The organism is Paenibacillus sp. MER 180 (assembly GCF_023713665.1).
In the GTDB taxonomy this organism is placed as follows: Bacteria; Bacillota; Bacilli; order Paenibacillales; family Paenibacillaceae; genus Paenibacillus_B; species Paenibacillus_B suaedae.
In genome coordinates, this window is record NZ_JAMAVT010000022.1 from 30955 (window position 1) to 48865 (window position 17911).

The 17911-nt window shown below is 50.9% G+C and carries 4 protein-coding genes; all 4 read right to left on the reverse strand.

The window, feature by feature from the left end:
* Positions 1-27: 27 nt before the first annotated feature.
* The gene (locus M3661_RS25580; protein WP_251489728.1) at positions 28-13917 is read right to left on the reverse strand and encodes a non-ribosomal peptide synthetase; all 13890 of its coding nucleotides are present in this window, start codon (positions 13915-13917) and stop codon (positions 28-30) included.
* Between the two features lie 1578 nt (positions 13918-15495).
* Positions 15496-16062: a DL-endopeptidase inhibitor IseA family protein gene (locus tag M3661_RS25585; RefSeq protein WP_251489730.1), complete on the reverse strand. Its 567-nt coding sequence runs from the start codon at positions 16060-16062 to the stop codon at positions 15496-15498.
* Between the two features lie 152 nt (positions 16063-16214).
* Positions 16215-17381 carry an alanyl-tRNA editing protein gene (locus M3661_RS25590; RefSeq protein WP_251489731.1) on the reverse strand — a complete coding sequence of 389 codons (1167 nt, stop codon included), beginning with the start codon at positions 17379-17381 and terminating at the stop codon, positions 16215-16217.
* Positions 17382-17419: 38 nt separating this feature from the next.
* Entirely contained in the window at positions 17420-17851 is a 432-nt protein-coding gene (locus tag M3661_RS25595) for a hypothetical protein (protein ID WP_251489734.1), read from the reverse strand.
* Positions 17852-17911: the final 60 nt, after the last annotated feature.

The window sequence follows — 17911 nt, forward strand, 5'->3', positions numbered from 1 at the left end:
TCGAAACCAAGTTACACAGCCATAGCACTACACGTGCTGGATCAAGCTTCTCATCTCATTCACTGGTAAGTATCCGGAATTTTGCAAGTAGGTCACGATTTTTTGCATATACAGTGCATCAATTTTCGGCCAATAAAATCCGGCCTTGCTTAAGGCGATTTGTGTTTGTAACGAATCATGCTTGACAATGGCATAATCGCCTTCAAGCTGTTCTCCTGCTGCCATTAACATTTGAATGTCATGAATGTGCTTATCATCCTGAGATAATCGAAGCATAAGATCCTGGAACGCCGCACCATCCAACAATTCAATCGCATGCCCTGACTTGTATAGCAATTGCACGACCTCACCGAGTCCAACTTTATGATGATTGTACAAATGGAAAACGTAGTTTTCCCCAGCGCTTGCATCTGCTTTTATTAAGGCAACGACGGCTCTGCTGCACGCATCAACAGGAGTAAACTCTATATCATTAGATATGAATTGGTTCGAGGCAACCCCATGTTGCAACATAAATTTGAAGCGGCTCATAAATGCATTGTCCGCGATATTATGTTGATGTTGCCCATCACTGTGCCGGTTGGTCAGATTGCCCACCCGGTAAATGGCAGCGTCCACCCCATTCGAGATCGCTTGGAACAGTGCATGTTCCGCCCAAAATTTACTTTTCACATACACATTATCCTCATAATTTTGTTGAACGTAAAAATCATTTTCGGTAAATACATGCTGCTCTTCCCCAAATGTAATATGACCTGATACGCTCATCGTGGACATATAGTGCAGTCTTTTATTACGTCCTACGAACGATATAAGCTCTTCAAGCGTTGTTACATTCGCTTTTTCAAAATCAGCGTAATTACCGAAGTGTTTGGTCAACGCGGCAGAATGAATGACACTACTGATCGTACTGTCAAGTTGAGCATATTCAGCATCGCTTAAGCCGAATTGTTTCTCAGACAAATCACCCTTTACGATAACAACCCGGCTGCTTAGCATAACTTTATACTTTTCAAACTTGTCATGAAAGTAAAAGGAAATCTGTTCCAACAACCGATTCCGGGGGTCTCTTCCCCGAATCAAACAGTATACTCTGCTATTGGTTCCATCCAGCAGCTCCGCAAGTAAATGTATGCCCAGGTAACCCGTGACCCCTGTAAGCAATACATTACCGATAGGGTCGTAGGTTGCATGAGCGATGTCTTTCTTCGGAGGCTTGAGAAATTGCAGCCTAGATGTATCGGAATGCAAGTATTTTTTTGAACCATGGTCAATCTTTTGCGCGATTTTTTGTATGGTTTGCAGATCGTAGTAATCCTTAACCGTTACATGCCATCCTTCTGTCAGCCCTTTTGCCAATGCCTCCATAATTTTCATGGAGTGCCCGCCTAAGTCAAAGAAGGAATCGTGGACGCCAATTGAAGTTTCCTTCATCCCTAACACGCTTGACCAAATCTGTACAAGTTTTCTCTCTGTTGCATGACGAGGCGCGATATAACTTGCAGGTGTTTGCAGTGTACTGTCGATTTTCGGGAGAGATTTCGTATCAATTTTCCCGTTCGGCGTTAACGGCAAACTGTCCAGTGGCACAAAATACGTCGGCACCATATAGCTTGGCAATCGCTCGCTCAAGTATGTCCGCCATTCCTGTGCGCTGCCTTCACCGACCAGATACGCCGCCAGTTGCTTTTCCCCCGGCCTATCTTCCCGCACGATGACGACAGCTTGCTTGATCGCCGGCAACTGACTTAACACCATTTCAATCTCTCCGAGCTCAATCCGGAATCCTCTGATTTTCACTTGGTCGTCGATCCTGCTTACATAGATCAGGTTGCCGTCCGGCTGATACTTTACAGCATCTCCCGTTCTGTACATTTTCGCTCCAGACTCACCGTTGAAAGGATCCGGAAGGAATCGCTCCTCTGTCAGCTCTGGACGATTCAAGTATCCACGAGTGACCCCTGCCCCGCCAATGTACAGCTCCCCAGCGACACCGATTGGTACAGGTTGTTGATGTGGATCCAACACGTATAACTTCGTATTCGCTATTGGTCCTCCAATTGGCGGTATGCCCTCCTGCAGGGGGCTGACCTCTGTTGCTGTAGCCACGACTGTACACTCTGTAGGGCCGTAGTTGTTGATGAGTGCAAAAGGCAATGAAGCTGGCGGCGACTGCCGCAGCATATCCCCCGCCGTCAGCAAACAGCGTAAGGATGTATGCGACGGCCAGGGCAGATGAATCATGATTTCGGCCATCTGCGTTGGCATAAAACCGATCGTAATTTGCTGCTCAACGACCCAATTCTGCAACGCTGCAGGATCCGTTCTTACGCTTTCCTTGCACACATGCAAACTAGCGCCTCTGCTCAGATAGGGCCATATTTCTGCCACTGCGGCATCAAATGCGATGCTTGCTATTTGACTCGCACGATCTTGCTCCGTAACTTGGAAAAATTGCTGGTGCCAGAACACCATATTGATCAGTGTGTGATGCTCGACCATAACCCCTTTCGGATTCCCTGTAGTTCCTGAGGTGTAAATCAGATAGGCCATGTTGTGCGGCGTCGTGGCGATTGATGGATTCTGGTCGCTCTCCTGTGACAGCATCTCCTGATCAGCAGCGCTGTCCAGACAGATGCGCGTGATCGGCTCCGGCACCCAACCGCTTGTCTCACTCTGGGTCACCATCAACTCAATTCCCGCATCCTGGGTCATGTAAGTCAAGCGCTGCTGCGGATACGACGGATCCATCGGCACATACGCGCCACCAGCTTTTAAGATCCCCAGGATCCCGACGAGCAGGTCCGCCGAGCGTTCCATGCAGATCCCAACCAGCGTCTCCGGCTTCACGCCTTTCTTCCGCAAGTAGTGCGCCAGTTGGTTCGCCCGCGCATTCAGTTCCCCATACGTCAGCTGGCGGTCTTCGTCAACGACTGCCACCGCTTCCGGCCGTGCCGCCGCCTGCTCCTCGAACAGCTCCTGAATTACCGGATCCCGTGGATACGCCGTCTTCGTCCGGTTCCATATCTCCAGTTGCTGCTTCGTTTCTGCTTCGCTAATCAACTGCATCTGGCCTATCGATCGCTCTGGATGCTCCGCCACTTCATGCAGCCATCGCTCGAAGTGTACCGCCATCCGCTCGATGGTTGACGCGTCGAATAAGTCCGTGCTGTATTCGAAGCTGACGCGCATCCCCTCTTCGGCTTCTTGCACGCCGACCGTCAAGTCGAACTTCGCGACCGACATAAAGCTGCTTATCGTATCCATCCGGCGGTCCGAGTCCATTGGCAGCTCGCTCGGACGGCTTTGCAGCGTAAACACCGTCTGAAACAATGGCGCATAGCTCGCCGACCGCTCCGGCTGCAGCGCCGCCACGATCTTCTCAAACGGGATGTCCTGATGCTCCTGCGCTTTCCATGCTTTCCCGCGCACTTGCGACACCAACTCCCGGAAGCTCGGATTGGCCGACACATCCGCACGGTACACAAGGGTGTTGACAAAGAATCCGATCATCCCCTCAATTTCTTCGTAATGCCGGTTCGCAATCGGACTGCCGACGGCGATATCTGTCTGTCCCGTATAGCGGGAGAGGAAACCTTGGTAGGCTGCGAGCAGTGTCATGAATAACGTCGCTCCCTCTTGACGACTGAGCGCTTTTAACTTGACGAGCAAAGCGGCTGGAAGATCCACTTTATACAGCTCTCCCCGATAGCTTTGCTGCGCTGGACGCGGACGATCCGTCGGCAGCTGCAGCACTGGCAGTTCCCCGCCTAGCTCTTCCTCCCAGTACGCCAACTGACGGTTCATCACGTCTTCGCTCAGCCAGTTCCGCTGCCAATGCGCGTAGTCGGCATATTGCAAAGATAGCGGTGCCAATGCCGCTGGCTGCCCTCCCGCAAACGCCTCATATAGTGCGAGCCATTCCCGGACGAAAATGTCCAGCGACCATCCGTCAAATATGATATGGTGCAGCGTGCACAGCAGCACCCAATCGTTCTCTCCCATCGCGATGGCCTGCGCCCGGATTAACGGTCCCTCAGCCAGTTGGAACGGCTTGTCTGCCTCCTCTTGCATGAGCGACTTCATCTCGCGCTCTCTGTCCTCGCTTGCCAGATGGCGAAGATCCGTCATAGGCAGACGCTCAGGCTGGTGTTCGCGAATGATCTGTACCGGCTCGCCGTTCGCCTCGCCAATGACGGTGCGCAGCACTTCATGACGCTGGATCAGCGCATCGTAGGCTTGTTCCAACGCATCCAGCTTCCAGGCTCCCTGCAACCGCCATGCGCATGGAATATTGTACAGCGGACTGTTCGGTTCCAGTTGATCGAGGAACCAGAGCCGCTGCTGGGCATACGATGCTGGCATATGCACGCCTCGTTCCACCGCTTGAATCGGCGGACGTCTCTCCCCTTTTCCCCCTTGCGCTAACAGCGTTAATTGGCGGGATAAGCTTTCGATCGTCGGGTGCTGGAACAGGTCTCGCACCGCCACCTCCACGCCGAATACCTCGCGCAGACGCGAAACCACCTGCGCCGCTAGCAGCGAGTGGCCTCCCAAATCAAAGAAGGAATCATAGATACCGATCCTCTCCACGCCAAGCAGTTGACCCCATACCGCCGATACGAGCTCCTCCGCTGGCGTTTGCGGCGCCGCATAGCCCTCTTGCGGCGACACTGTCGGGATCGGCAGTGCCCGCGTATCGATCTTCCCGTTCGGCGTTAACGGCAAACTGTCCAGTTGCACAAAATACGTCGGCACCATATAGCTTGGCAATCGCTCGCTTAAGTATGTCCGCCATTCCTGTGCGCTGCCTTCACCGACCAGATACGCCGCCAGTTGCTTTTCCCCCTTCCTGTCTTCCCGCACGATGACGACAGCTTGCTTGATCGTCGGCAACTGACTTAGCACCATTTCAATCTCTCCGAGCTCAATCCGGAATCCTCTTATTTTCACCTGGTCGTCGATCCTGCTTACATAGATCAGGTTGCCGTCCGGCTGATACTTTACAGCATCTCCCGTTCTGTACATTCTCGCTCCAGACTCACCGCTGAAAGGATCCGGAAGGAATCGCTCCTCCGTCAGCTCTGGACGATTCAAGTATCCACGGGTAACCCCTGCCCCGCCAATGTACAGCTCCCCGACGACACCGATTGGTACAGGTTGTTGATGGCGATCCAATACGTATAACTTCGTATTCGCTATTGGCCCTCCAATCGGCGGTACGCCCTCCTGCAAAGGGCTGACCTCTGTTGCTGTAGCTATGACTGTACACTCTGTAGGACCGTAGTTGTTGATGAGTGCAAAAGGCAATGAAGCTGGCGGAGACTGCCGCAGCAAATCCCCCCCCGTCAGCAAACAGCGTAACGATGTATGCGACGGCCAGGGCAGATGAATCATGATTTCGGCCATCTGCGTTGGCATAAAACCGATCGTAATTTGCTGCTCAACGACCCAATTCTGCAACGCTGCAGGATCCGTTCTTACGCTTTCCTTGCACACATACAAACTGGCGCCTCTGCTCAAGCAGGGCCATATTTCTGCAACTGCAGCATCAAATGCGATGCTTGCTATTTGACTCACACGATCCTGTTCCGTTACTTGATAAAATTGCTGATGCCAGAACACCATATTGATCAGTGTGTGATGCTCGACCATAACCCCTTTCGGATTCCCTGTAGTTCCTGAGGTGTAAATCAGATAGGCCATGTTGTGCGGCGTCGTGGCGATTGACGGATTCCGGTCGCTCTCCTGTGACAGCATCTCCTGATCCGCAGCGCTGTCCAGACAGATGCGCGTAATCGGCTCCGGCACCCATCCGCTTGCCTCGCTCTGGGTCACCATCAACTCAATTCCTGCATCGTGGGCCATGTAAGTCAGACGCTGCTGCGGATACGACGGATCCATCGGCACATACGCGCCCCCGGCTTTTAAGATCCCCAGGATCCCGACGATCAGATCCGCCGAGCGTTCCATGCAGATCCCGACCAGCGTCTCCGGCTTCACGCCTTTCTTTCGCAAACAGTGCGCCAGTTGGTTCGCCCGCGCATTCAGTTCCCCATACGTCAGCTGGCGATCCTCGTCAACGACTGCCACCGCCTCCGGCTGTGCCGCCGCCTGCTCCTCGAACAGCTCCTGAATTACCGGATCCCGTGGATACGCCGTCTCCGTCCGGTTCCATATCTCCAGTTGCTGCTTCGTTTCTGCTTCACTGATCAACTGCATCTGGCCTATTGCTCGCTCCGGATGCTCCGCCACTTCATACAGCCATCGCTCGAAGTGTGCCGCCATCCGCTCGATGGTTGACGCGTCGAACAAGTCCGTGCTGTATTCGAAGCTGACACGCATACCCTCTTCGGCTTCTTGCACTCCGAGCGTCAAGTCAAACTTCGAGACCGACATAAAGCTGCTTATCGTATCCATCCGGCGTTCCGAGTCCATCGGCAGCTCGCTCGGACGGCTTTGCAGCGTAAACATCGTCTGAAACAATGGCGCATAGCTCGCCGACCGCTCCGGCTGCAGCGCCGCCACGATCTTCTCAAACGGGATGTCCTGATGCTCCTGCGCTTTCCATGCTTTCCCGCGCACTTGCGACACCAACTCCCGGAAGCTCGGATTGGCTGACACATCCGCACGGTGCACAAGGGTGTTAACAAAGAATCCGATCATCCCCTCGATTTCCCCGTAATGCCGGTTCGCAATCGGACTGCCGACGGCGATATCCGTCTGTCCCGTATAGCGGGAGAGGAAACCTTGGTAGGCGGCGAGCAGCGTCATGAATAACGTTGCTCCCTCTTGACGACTGAGCGCTTTTAGCTTGATGAGCAAATCGGCCGGAAGATCCGCTTCATACCGCTCTCCCCGGTAGCTTTGCTGCGCTGGACGCGGACGATCCGTCGGCAGTTGCAGCACAGGCAGTTCCCCGCCCAGTTCTTCCTCCCAGTACGCCAACTGACGGTTCATCACGTCTTCGCTCAGCCAGTTCCGCTGCCAATGCGCGTAGTCGGCATATTGCAAAGATAGCGGTGCCAACTCCGCTGGTTGCCCTCCCGCAAACGCCTCATATAGTGCGAGCCATTCCCGGACGAAAATGTCCAGCGACCATCCGTCAAATATAATATGGTGCAGCGTGCACATCAGCACCCAATCGTTCTCTCCCATCGCGATGGCCTGTGCCCGGATTAACGGCCCCTCAGCCAGTTGGAAGGGTTTGTCTGCCTCCGCTTGCATGAGCGACTTCATCTCGCGCTCTCTGTCCTCGCTTGCCAGATGGCGAAGGTTCGTCACAGGCAGACGCTCGGGCTGGTGTTCACGAATAATCTGCACAGGCTCGCCGTTCGCCTCGCCAATGACAGTACGCAGCACTTCATGACGCTGGATCAGCGCATCGTAGGCTTGTTCCAACGCATCCAGCTTCCAGGCTCCCTGCAACCGCCATGCGCATGGAATATTGTACAGCGGACTGTTCGGTTCCAGTTGATCGAGGAACCAGAGCCGCTGCTGGGCATACGATACCGGCATATGCACGCCTCGTTCCACCGCTTCAATCGGCGGGCGCTTCTCCCCTTCTCCACCTTGCGCTAACAGCGTTAATCGACGGGATAAGCTCTCGATCGTCGGGTATTGGAACAGGTCGCGCACTGCCACCTCCACGCCGAACACCTCGCGCAGACGCGAAACTGCCTGCGTCGCCAGCAGCGAGTGGCCTCCCAAATCAAAGAAGGAATCATAGCTACCGATCCTCTCCACACCAAGCAGCTGGCTCCATACCGCCGAAACGAGTTCCTCCGCTGGCGTTTGCGGCGCTGCATAGCCCTCTTGATTCCACGACGACACTGTCGGAATCGGCAGTGCCCTCGTATCGATCTTCCCGTTCGGCGTTAACGGCAAACTGTCCAGTTGCACAAAATACGTCGGCACCATATAGCTTGGCAATCGCTCGCTCAAGTATGTCCGCCATTCCTGCGCGCTGCCTTCGCCGACCAGATACGCCGCCAGCTGCTTTTCCCCGGGCCTGTCTTCCCGCACGACGACGGACGCCTGCCGCAGAGTCGGATGCTGGCTGAGCATCGTCTCTATCTCACCGACTTCGATCCGGAATCCTCTGATTTTCACCTGTTTGTCCATCCGCCCTAAATAAACCAGATTCCCATCGGGCATCCACTTTACCCAATCCCCTGTCCGGTACATGCGCTCTCCCGCAACGAACGGATTGGATACGAATTTGTCTGCTGTCAGGTCAGGCTGGTTCAAATACCCGCGTGCCACGCCGTCTCCGCCCAGACAAAGCTCCCCCGGCACGCCGACAGGATTCAAGTGATTGTGCTGATTGACCACATACGCCGTCGAGTTGCCTATCGGTTTACCGATAGGGATCTGTTCCTCATACGCACGGTCACGGTCAATCAAGAAACACGTGGAGAACGTCGTATTCTCGGTCGGACCGTACCCGTTCCACAGCGACAATTCAGGAGAAGAACGCAGCACCTGATTGACATGAACCGGCGACAACGCGTCCCCGCCGATGATGAGATGCTGAAGACCTGCGAACAGGGTAGCGTCTTTTTGAACAAGCTGGTTGAACAATGGAGATGTCAGCCACATCGTCGTCAGCTGATGACGGTGTATAAACGCCGCCAGCGCAGGCGCATCCAGCAACGTTTCCCTTGGGATAGGATACAGCGATCCTCCGTTTAGCAGCGCGCCGAACACTTCAAACGTGCTGGCATCGAACCCGATCGCACCGGTTTGAGCCATTCTATCTTCGGCGCTGAAAGGGATGTAGCCCGCTTGTTTCACCAGACGAACCACGTTGCGCTGCTCCACAACGACGCCTTTCGGGTTTCCGGTAGATCCTGACGTATACATGACGTAAGCTGCGTTTTGCGGTGTCGTCATGACCGGCGGATTCCAATCGCTCTCCTGCGACAGCATCTCCTGATCGGCTGCGCTATCCAGACAGATGCGCATGATAGGCTCCGGTACCCATCCGCTTGCCTCGCTCTGGGTCACCAGAAACTCAATTCCTGCATCGTGGGCCATGTAAGTCAGACGCTGCTGCGGATACGATGGATCCATCGGCACATAGGCGCCCCCGGCTTTCAGGATCCCCATGATCCCGACGATCAGATCCGCCGAGCGTTCCATGCAGATTCCAACCAGTGTCTCCGGCTTCACGCCTTTCTTCCGCAAACAGTGCGCCAGTTGGTTCGCCCGCGCATTCAGTTCCCCATACGTCAGCTGGCGATCCTCGTCAACGACTGCCACCGCCTCCGGCTGTGCCGCCGCCTGCTCCTCGAACAGCTCCTGAATTACCGGATCCCGTGGATACGCCGTCTCCGTCCGGTTCCATATCTCCAGTTGCTGCTTCGTTTCTGCTTCACTGATCAACTGCATCTGGCCTATTGCTCGCTCCGGATGCTCCGCCACTTCATGCAGCCATCGCTCGAAGTGTGCCGCCATCCGCTCGATGGTTGACGCGTCGAACAAGTCCGTGCTGTATTCGAAGCTGATGCGCATCCCCTCTTCGGCTTCTTGCACTCCGAGCGTCAAGTCAAACTTCGAGACCGACATAAAGCTGCTTATCGTATCCATCCGGCGTTCCGAGTCCATCGGCAGCTCGCTCGGACGGCTTTGCAGCGTAAACATCGTCTGAAACAATGGCGCATAGCTCGCCGACCGCTCCGGCTGCAGTGCCGCCACGATCTTCTCAAACGGGATGTCCTGATGCTCCTGTGCTTTCCATGCTTTCCCGCGCACTTGCGACACTAACTCCCGGAAGCTCGGATTGGCTGACACATTCACACGGTACACAAGGGTGTTGACAAAGAATCCGATCATCCCCTCGATTTCCCCGTAATGCCGGTTCGCAATCGGACTGCCGACGGCGATATCCGTCTGTCCCGTATAGCGGGAGAGGAAACCTTGGTAGGCGGCGAGCAGCGTCATGAATAATGTTGCTCCCTCTTGACGGCTGAGCGCTTTTAGCTTGATGAGCAAATCGGCCGGAAGATCCGCTTCATACCGCTCTCCCCGGTAGCTTTGCTGCGCCGGACGCGGACGATCCGTCGGCAGCTGCAGCACAGGAAGTTCCCCGCCCAGCTCTTCCTCCCAGTACGCCAACTGACGGTTCATCACGTCTTCGCTCATCCAGTTCCGCTGCCAATGAGCGTAGTCGGCATATTGCAAGGATAGCGGCGCCAATGCCGTGGGTTGCCCTTCCGCAAACGCCTCATACAGCGCGAGCCATTCCCGGACGAAAATGTCCAGCGACCATCCGTCAAAGATGATATGGTGCAGCGTGCACAGCAGCACCCAATCGTTCTCGCCCATCGCGATGGCCTGTGCCCGGATTAACGGCCCCTCAGCCAGTTGGAACGGCTTATCTGCCTCCGCTTGCATGAGCGACTTCATCTCACGCTCTCTGTCCTCGCTTGCCAGATGGCGAAGGTCCGTCACAGGCAGACGCTCGGGCTGGTGTTCGCGAATGATCTGCACCGGCTCGCCGTTCGCCTCGCCAATGACGGTGCGCAGCGCTTCATGACGCTGGATCAGTGCATCGTAGGCCTGTTCCAACGCGTCCAGCTTCCAGGCTCCCTGTAACCGCCATGCGCATGGAATATTGTATAGCGGACTGTTCGGTTCCAGTTGATCAAGGAACCAGAGCCGCTGCTGGGCATACGATGCCGGCATATGCACGCATCGTTCCACCGCTTCAATCGGCGGGCGTTTCTCTCCTTCTCCACCTTGAGCTAACAGCGTTAATCGACGGGATAGGCTTTCGATCGTCGGGTGTTGGAACAGGTCGCGCACCGCCACCTCCACGCTGAACACCTCGCGCAGACGCGAAACCGCTTGCGTCGCCAGCAGCGAGTGGCCTCCCAAATCAAAGAAAGAATCATAGATACTGATCCTCTCCACGCCAAGCAGCTGGCTCCATACCGCCGAAACAAGTTCCTCCGCTGGCGTTTGCGGTGCCGCATAGTCCTCGTGACTCCACGACGACACTGTCGGAATCGGCAGCGCCCTCGTATCGATTTTCCCGTTCGGCGTTATCGGTAAACTATCAAGTTGCACAAAAAACGTTGGCACCATATAGCTTGGCAATCGCTCGCTCAAGTATGCCCGCCATTCCTGCGCGCTGCCTTCTCCGACCAGATATGCCGCCAGTTGCTTTTCCCCCGGCCTGTCTTCCCGCACGACGACGGTCGCCTGTCGCAGAGTCGGATGTTGGTTGAGAATCGTCTCAATCTCCCCGACTTCGATCCGGAATCCTCTGATTTTTACCTGTTTGTCCATCCGCCCTAAATAAACCAGATTCCCATCGGGCATCCACTTTACCCAATCCCCTGTCCGGTACATGCGCTCTCCCGCAACGAACGGATTGGATACGAATTTGTCCGCTGTCAGGTCAGGCTGGTTCAAATACCCGCGCGCCACGCCGTCTCCGCCCAGACAAAGCTCCCCCGGCACGCCGACAGGATTCAAGTGATTGTGCTGATTGACCACATACGCCGTCGAGTTGCCGATCGGCTTACCGATAGGGATCTGTTCCTCATACGCACGGTCACGGTCAATCAAGAAACACGTGGAGAACGTCGTATTCTCGGTCGGACCGTACCCGTTCCACAGCGACAATTCAGGAGAAGCACGCAGCACCTGATTGACATGAACTGGCGACAGCGCATCCCCGCCGATGATGAGATGCTGAAGACCCGCGAACATAGCAGCGTCTTTTTGAACGAGCTGGTTGAACAATGGAGAGGTCAACCACATCGTAGTCAACTGATGACGATGTACAAACGCCGCAAGCGCAGGCGCATCCAGCAACGTTTCCCTTGGGATAGGATACAGTGATCCTCCGTTTAGCAGCGCGCCGAACACTTCAAACGTGCTGGCATCGAACCCGATGGCACCGGTTTGAGCCATTCTATCTTCGGCGCTGAAAGGGATGTAGCCCGCTTGTTTCACCAGACGAACCACGTTCCGCTGCTCCACAACGACGCCTTTCGGGTTTCCGGTAGATCCTGACGTATACATGACGTAAGCTGCATTTTGCGATGTCGTCATGACCGGCAGATTCCGATCGCTCTCCTGTGACAGCATCTCCTGATCGGCTGCGCTGTCCAGACAGATGCGCGTGATAGGCTCCGGCACCCATCCGCTTGCCTCGTTCAGGGTTACCATTAACTCAATCCCCGCATCGTGAGTCATGTAAGTCAAGCGCTGCTGCGGATACGACGGATCCATCGGCACATACGCGCCCCCAGCTTTCAGGATCCCCATGATCCCGACGATCAGGTCCGCCGAGCGTTCCAAGCAGATTCCAACCAGCGTCTCCGGCTTCACGCCTTTCCTTCGCAAACAGTGCGCCAGTTGGTTAGCCCGCGCATTCAGTTTCCCATACGTCAGCTGGCAGTCTTCGTCAACGACAGCCACCGCTTCCGGCCGTGCCGCCGCCTGTTCCTCGAACAGCTCCTGAATCACCTGATCCCGTGGATACGCCGTCTTCGTCAGGTTCCATGCCACCAGTTGCTGCTGCTCCTCATCCTGAGATAAAAGACGAATGTCAGCCATTCTTTCTTCAGCATTATCCAGAACCGTTTGAATAAAATGATCAAAATGACGAATCCATCTTTGAATTGAATCTTCATGAAAAATATCTTTATTATATTCAAAATTCGCTGCAATCGTTCCATTACTTTCCTGTTCAACAAATAAAGTCAGATCGAATTTGGAGACCTTCTTATCCAAAGGAAACGGAGCGAGCTTTAGCCCGTGCAAATCGAAAACATTTGTAGCATTGCCCAGAAAAATAGCCGCATCTTGCTTGCAAGCTTTTTGCAATACAAACCCCGCTTGGAAAACCGCTGGAATACTCATATCACGCTGAAGACTGTTTTCGCTAACCATAAGCGAGAAGGGATAATCCTGATGATTGGTACAATCCGTTAATTCTTCTTGTACTTGCAGAAGCAATTGTTTAAAAGAGTCATTTTCACTAAAACGCATCCGAATTGGAAGTAAATTCACAAAGTAACCACAAGAATGATGGAAATTTCGATTCTTTCTACCGTATCTGGGCGTTCCAACGATAATTTCGTTTTGCCCCGATAACCGATGTAAAAAAGCAAAGTAAAGCGCTAAAAACACGCGATTTAATGACCTGTCTTCTTTATTGCAAAATGCAAACAGCTTCTCGCTCGTTTTCGCCTGCAAGGCAAAAGGCGCCAATCCCCCGGCAAAAGCAGGAACAGGCGGACGCTTCTTATCAGCGGGCAGTTCCAGCACAGGAAGTTCGTCTGATAGTTTATGTTTCCAGAACTGTGCTGATGTTTGCCCTGCTTCGCTCTGCAACAAGCTCTCCTGCCAACTGACAAAGTCCGAATATGAGTACTCCACGCATTGCAGTTGGGTATTCTCTTGCAGATCTCCGTTATATAAACGTTTATACAATAAACCAAACTCATCTAATATCAGAGATAAAGACCAGCCGTCAAAAACAATATGATGGAGTACGATATACAGCACATAATGTTCCTCGCTAAAACACAGCAACCTGACTTTAAACAATGGCCCATTGCTCAGGTCAAAACTCTCCTGAGACTCTGCCAACAGGTACTGGTTAACTGCCGACTCTCCCCAGTCCCCTACTGCGATTGACTTGAAATCGAGAACTGGTTCGCTATACACTTTTTGCACAGGCTCTTCTTCCATTATAAAGACAGTTCGGTAACATTCATGACGTTTTACGAATTCAATAAAAGCATTTTGTACAGCTTCTATATCCAGCTTTGAATAAATATGCCACGCAAACGATTCATTGTAGCAAGTGTTGTTTGGATACATCGATTCATGCGATATAAACGGGATTTGTCCCTTTGACAACGGAATTGTTTTGATAAACGTTTTACTTGACAAGTAAACCATCCCTTTCCGAATATGATTTTTTACATGTTCCCATACTCTGTTTCTTCACATCCGTACAGTACAGTTATTGAATTCATAATCAATGACGCTCTATTCAAGACGGACGTCATCACTTCCTTCCCTTCAATTTGCTGGCACCTTGTCGCCCGAATCGCGGCGACAAATGGTACCTTTTGTAATTATATAAAGGAATTATTAAGAATCATGTCGAAATTCGTTAATTTTTTGTAACACAATACTAATTGTTGTTTTTTTGACATAATTGTAAAGTTTATGATCTATACCCAAAATGTGCATCCACTAATCCGAAATATGAGTTATGAACAGCTTCACTCCAGAAAAACGGAAGTAACACAAAGAAAGCCCGTACCTTAAAGGCACGAGCCGCCGACATTTATGTTCAAGCTTAACGATATTTAATCTTCAAATCACCGACACTCTATCTTTATTAGTAGCTGCAAACGTTCAAATATCTCTATTTTCCCCAACATACCGAAGGGCTTGTCCCCATCTTAGATGCAATGTTATGCGCTGGGTCATTCTTCATGAAGTTCGCTATTGTTGCTTGTTTCTAAATAGGATTGTACAATTAATTTATAACTCATTTGGAGGTGTTCCTGTATGAAATGGGTTAATATCCGTGATATCTACCCATATCGTTGGGTTCTGGTTGGAAGCTCTTGAAACTCATTCTAATAATTACAAACGATCTATCGATGACATGTCCGTTGTTTCTGATTTTGATGACCCTAAACATGCATGGGCTTCTTACAAGAAACTTCATCTGGCAGAGCCCTCTAGAGAACTTTATGTATTCTATACCGGAAATGAATGTATTGAAGTCATTGAACAACCCTTTACCGGTATTAGAGGTCTTCGATGAAAATCCATCTTATCAATGGCCTTCCTATTATATCTCTCCCTCTTTCCTATAAGAATAAATCCACCCTTCTTAATAACGTCTTGTTAGATACCGGGTGCTCCACAACTATTTTTGATACAGATCTTGTCGAACCTATTTGGACTGGATATTGACTTTATCAATAGAGGCCAATGGTTTTAAACATTAACCATCCTCTTAACCAGAGCTTTCAATTGTATGATCAAAAACATGATGGGAGTTAGCGCGAAGTTCAACATTAGTAAGATAAGATGAGCATAATTCCCGCCTTCTATGGGCAGTATCTCCAAACCATGAATATGCGGAATATAAAATATCCAGACAATACCGGGTCCAACCCATGATCCGCCTTGATCATGCATCGATGCGGAGTTGAACATCATGAGAACGAGTAACCAATATCCTAAACCTAGAAGAGAAATGGCGGAAGCAGAAATGAAGTTTTGCACTATGGATGATTCCTTCATAAGGAATCCAATGAAGATATAACTGATAATTCCCAAGACGCTAATCAATAGTTTGTGCTCGGTATATAGAGGTTGATCGCATACAAATACGAAAAAGTATATGAACGAAAATAAGATATGGATTCCCGATGCCATTTTCATATTTCGTTTGGTTAGCTCGGTCAACACGATCCTCATGATCTAACCCTCTTTTCTGCCCTATTATTGCTTCATTTCTGAGAATAATAAACCGTTCGATGCAATCCTCCAGCCTGCGTTTTGTATATATTCATATTCTACTTTTGAAGTTTTAACATCTCTTTCTCCATCTAAGCCTACATACATATCGAGAATTGCTTTTGTTCTGTTCCCATTCTGTTCGATGGTAACATTGCGTATAGAATCCTTTGATTTTTGGGAGTAACCTCCGTCGAATAGTTCCGCTAGAACTCCGTTTTTATCATGTTGTATACGGAAATCTCCCATGATTTCTTCAATGTACTTCGGAGTGTAAAATGGATCAAGCTTGTTTCTAATGTCTGCTTCAGTTGTTGCATCACAAATATAAGTAAAGTAGTGATCTTCTGATTGAAAGCTATCACACCTGGGATCTAACGCTTTGTTACGATCCATCTGACCAAATACAACAATCGTCGATAACTGGTTTTCGCCTTCTACGGCTAATCGAATCGCTTCTTCTTTCGTTAATTCTTGCTCGACATTTGTCGTACAGCCAACCAGCAGAAAAAGCATAGATAACAACAATAATACTAATTTTACTATTTTCACTTTGAATCGTCCCTTTTCATTGGCTTGAACATTTTATGTATTTGCTAGTCAATGCCCTCGATGACAGGTGTAAATACGTCGCAACCCAGCTTTAGATAGCTGGTATCTTAGGCTGGGCCGCGTGTTGTCTGTTTAAAACAAATCTATTTCCCTTATAATGACTCTGCTGCAAATTGATAAAATGCCTCTGCATCCTCTCGAGTGGCAAATCCGGCCTGTGCCATCTTGTCGCTGCCTCCGCCTTTGCCGCGATAATCAGCCAAATGCTGTTTGAAGAAGGCACCGCAGGCGAGACCATCCTCTCCTCCTCGGGCGAGTAGTACCTTATGATCTGAGTTGGACACGAAAAGCACGATAACGTCAGCTTGTTCAGTGAGCTTAGCAGCCAAGTTCTGCATGTCCTTCAGCATCTTATCCGCGAATTCATGCCTAACTAAGCTTCCCTGGCGGTCTGCCAACAGCTTCTCAGCCAGATATGCATCATTCTCAGCCTTCACCGCATTCAATTCAGCTTGCAGCTGCTTCTGCTCCTGATCCCATTTCTCAATCCGATCCAGGATCTCTTCCTTTCCCGTATTGAATCGGGCCGCTAGACTGCCGAGAATCTCCACACCGGCATTAAATTCGTTCAACGCACGGTATCCACACTTAAAATAGATACGCATATGCCCCTTCTGCTTCTCAGCTCTCAACAGCTTGATCATTCCGATCTCACCTGTTGCTGAGACGTGTGTGCCACCACATGCGTTATATTCGATACCTTCGATTTCAACGATTCGAATATCATCGGTTACTTTCGGCTGCTTCACTAGTGGCAGCTCGGCCGCTTGCTCCTGAGTCACAACATAATTCGTTACCTTGCGATTCAGGTAAATCTGATCATTAACCTCCAGTTCCAACATCATAAGCTGATCCTTCGGTAAATCAGGTCGGGCAACATCAATCGTGGCATAATCCTCACCTAGGTGGAAGCTGAGCGTCTCCGCCTGGCATGCTTCCAGACACATAGCTGACAGAAGATGCTGGCCGCTATGCTGCTGCATATGGTCGAACCTTCTATCCCAATTCAATCGACAGTCGACCTCTTCCACCTCAGGAGAACGCTCGACTTTGTGCAGAATTTCCCCTTCCTCGAGAACGACATCAAGAACCGGAATTTTATTGATCCACCCCAGATCGCAGGGCTGTCCCCCACCGTGTGGATAAAAGGCTGTCTCATTCAATACCAGATAGGTTCCATCCTCCCGCTCCATTCTGCGAGTGATTTGTGTCTTCCACTCCCGGATATAGGCGGATTCATAATATAGCTTCTTCGTCATCTTTATGTCCTCACTGTTCCTAGATTACATTTACTTTACTATAAAAGAGCCCTATATTCCTCTGGAATTAACTGAAGTCTTTTCTGAATTGTAAGAAATATACGACTTGATTCTAAATCTCGAGTTTCAAGACCAAATCTAGAATCATCCATTATGACCGGCATACCAAATTCGATAACTTCTACAACTTCCCCAGTATAAATCTTTTCTTCATATTGCTTGTATGTAAACTTCTCTTCTTGCTTCACTCTTTCGATATGCGTAAGTTTTCCGTCCATGAAGGAACATTCAAATCGTGTACTTATATACTCACCATCAGCATCTTTTCGATGCTTAAACACGATAATATCCTCACATACAAGGTTGAAAAACACGATATAACCAATATCCGTCCCTGTAAAAACAACTACACTATCCTCAAAACAATCGTAAAAAAATTTCCCTGACGACCAAATACCTAAAGTGTCCATGCTGCGTTCATCCTTCTCAACATATCACCAAATGGATCTTCGAAATACGAAGCTAAGTGT

Coding starts and splice junctions, on each gene's coding strand:
- M3661_RS25590 (WP_251489731.1), bottom strand. CDS start 17,381: ATGACGAAGAAGCTATATTATGAATCCGCCTATATCCGGGAGTGGAAG.
- M3661_RS25595 (WP_251489734.1), bottom strand. CDS start 17,851: ATGGACACTTTAGGTATTTGGTCGTCAGGGAAATTTTTTTACGATTGT.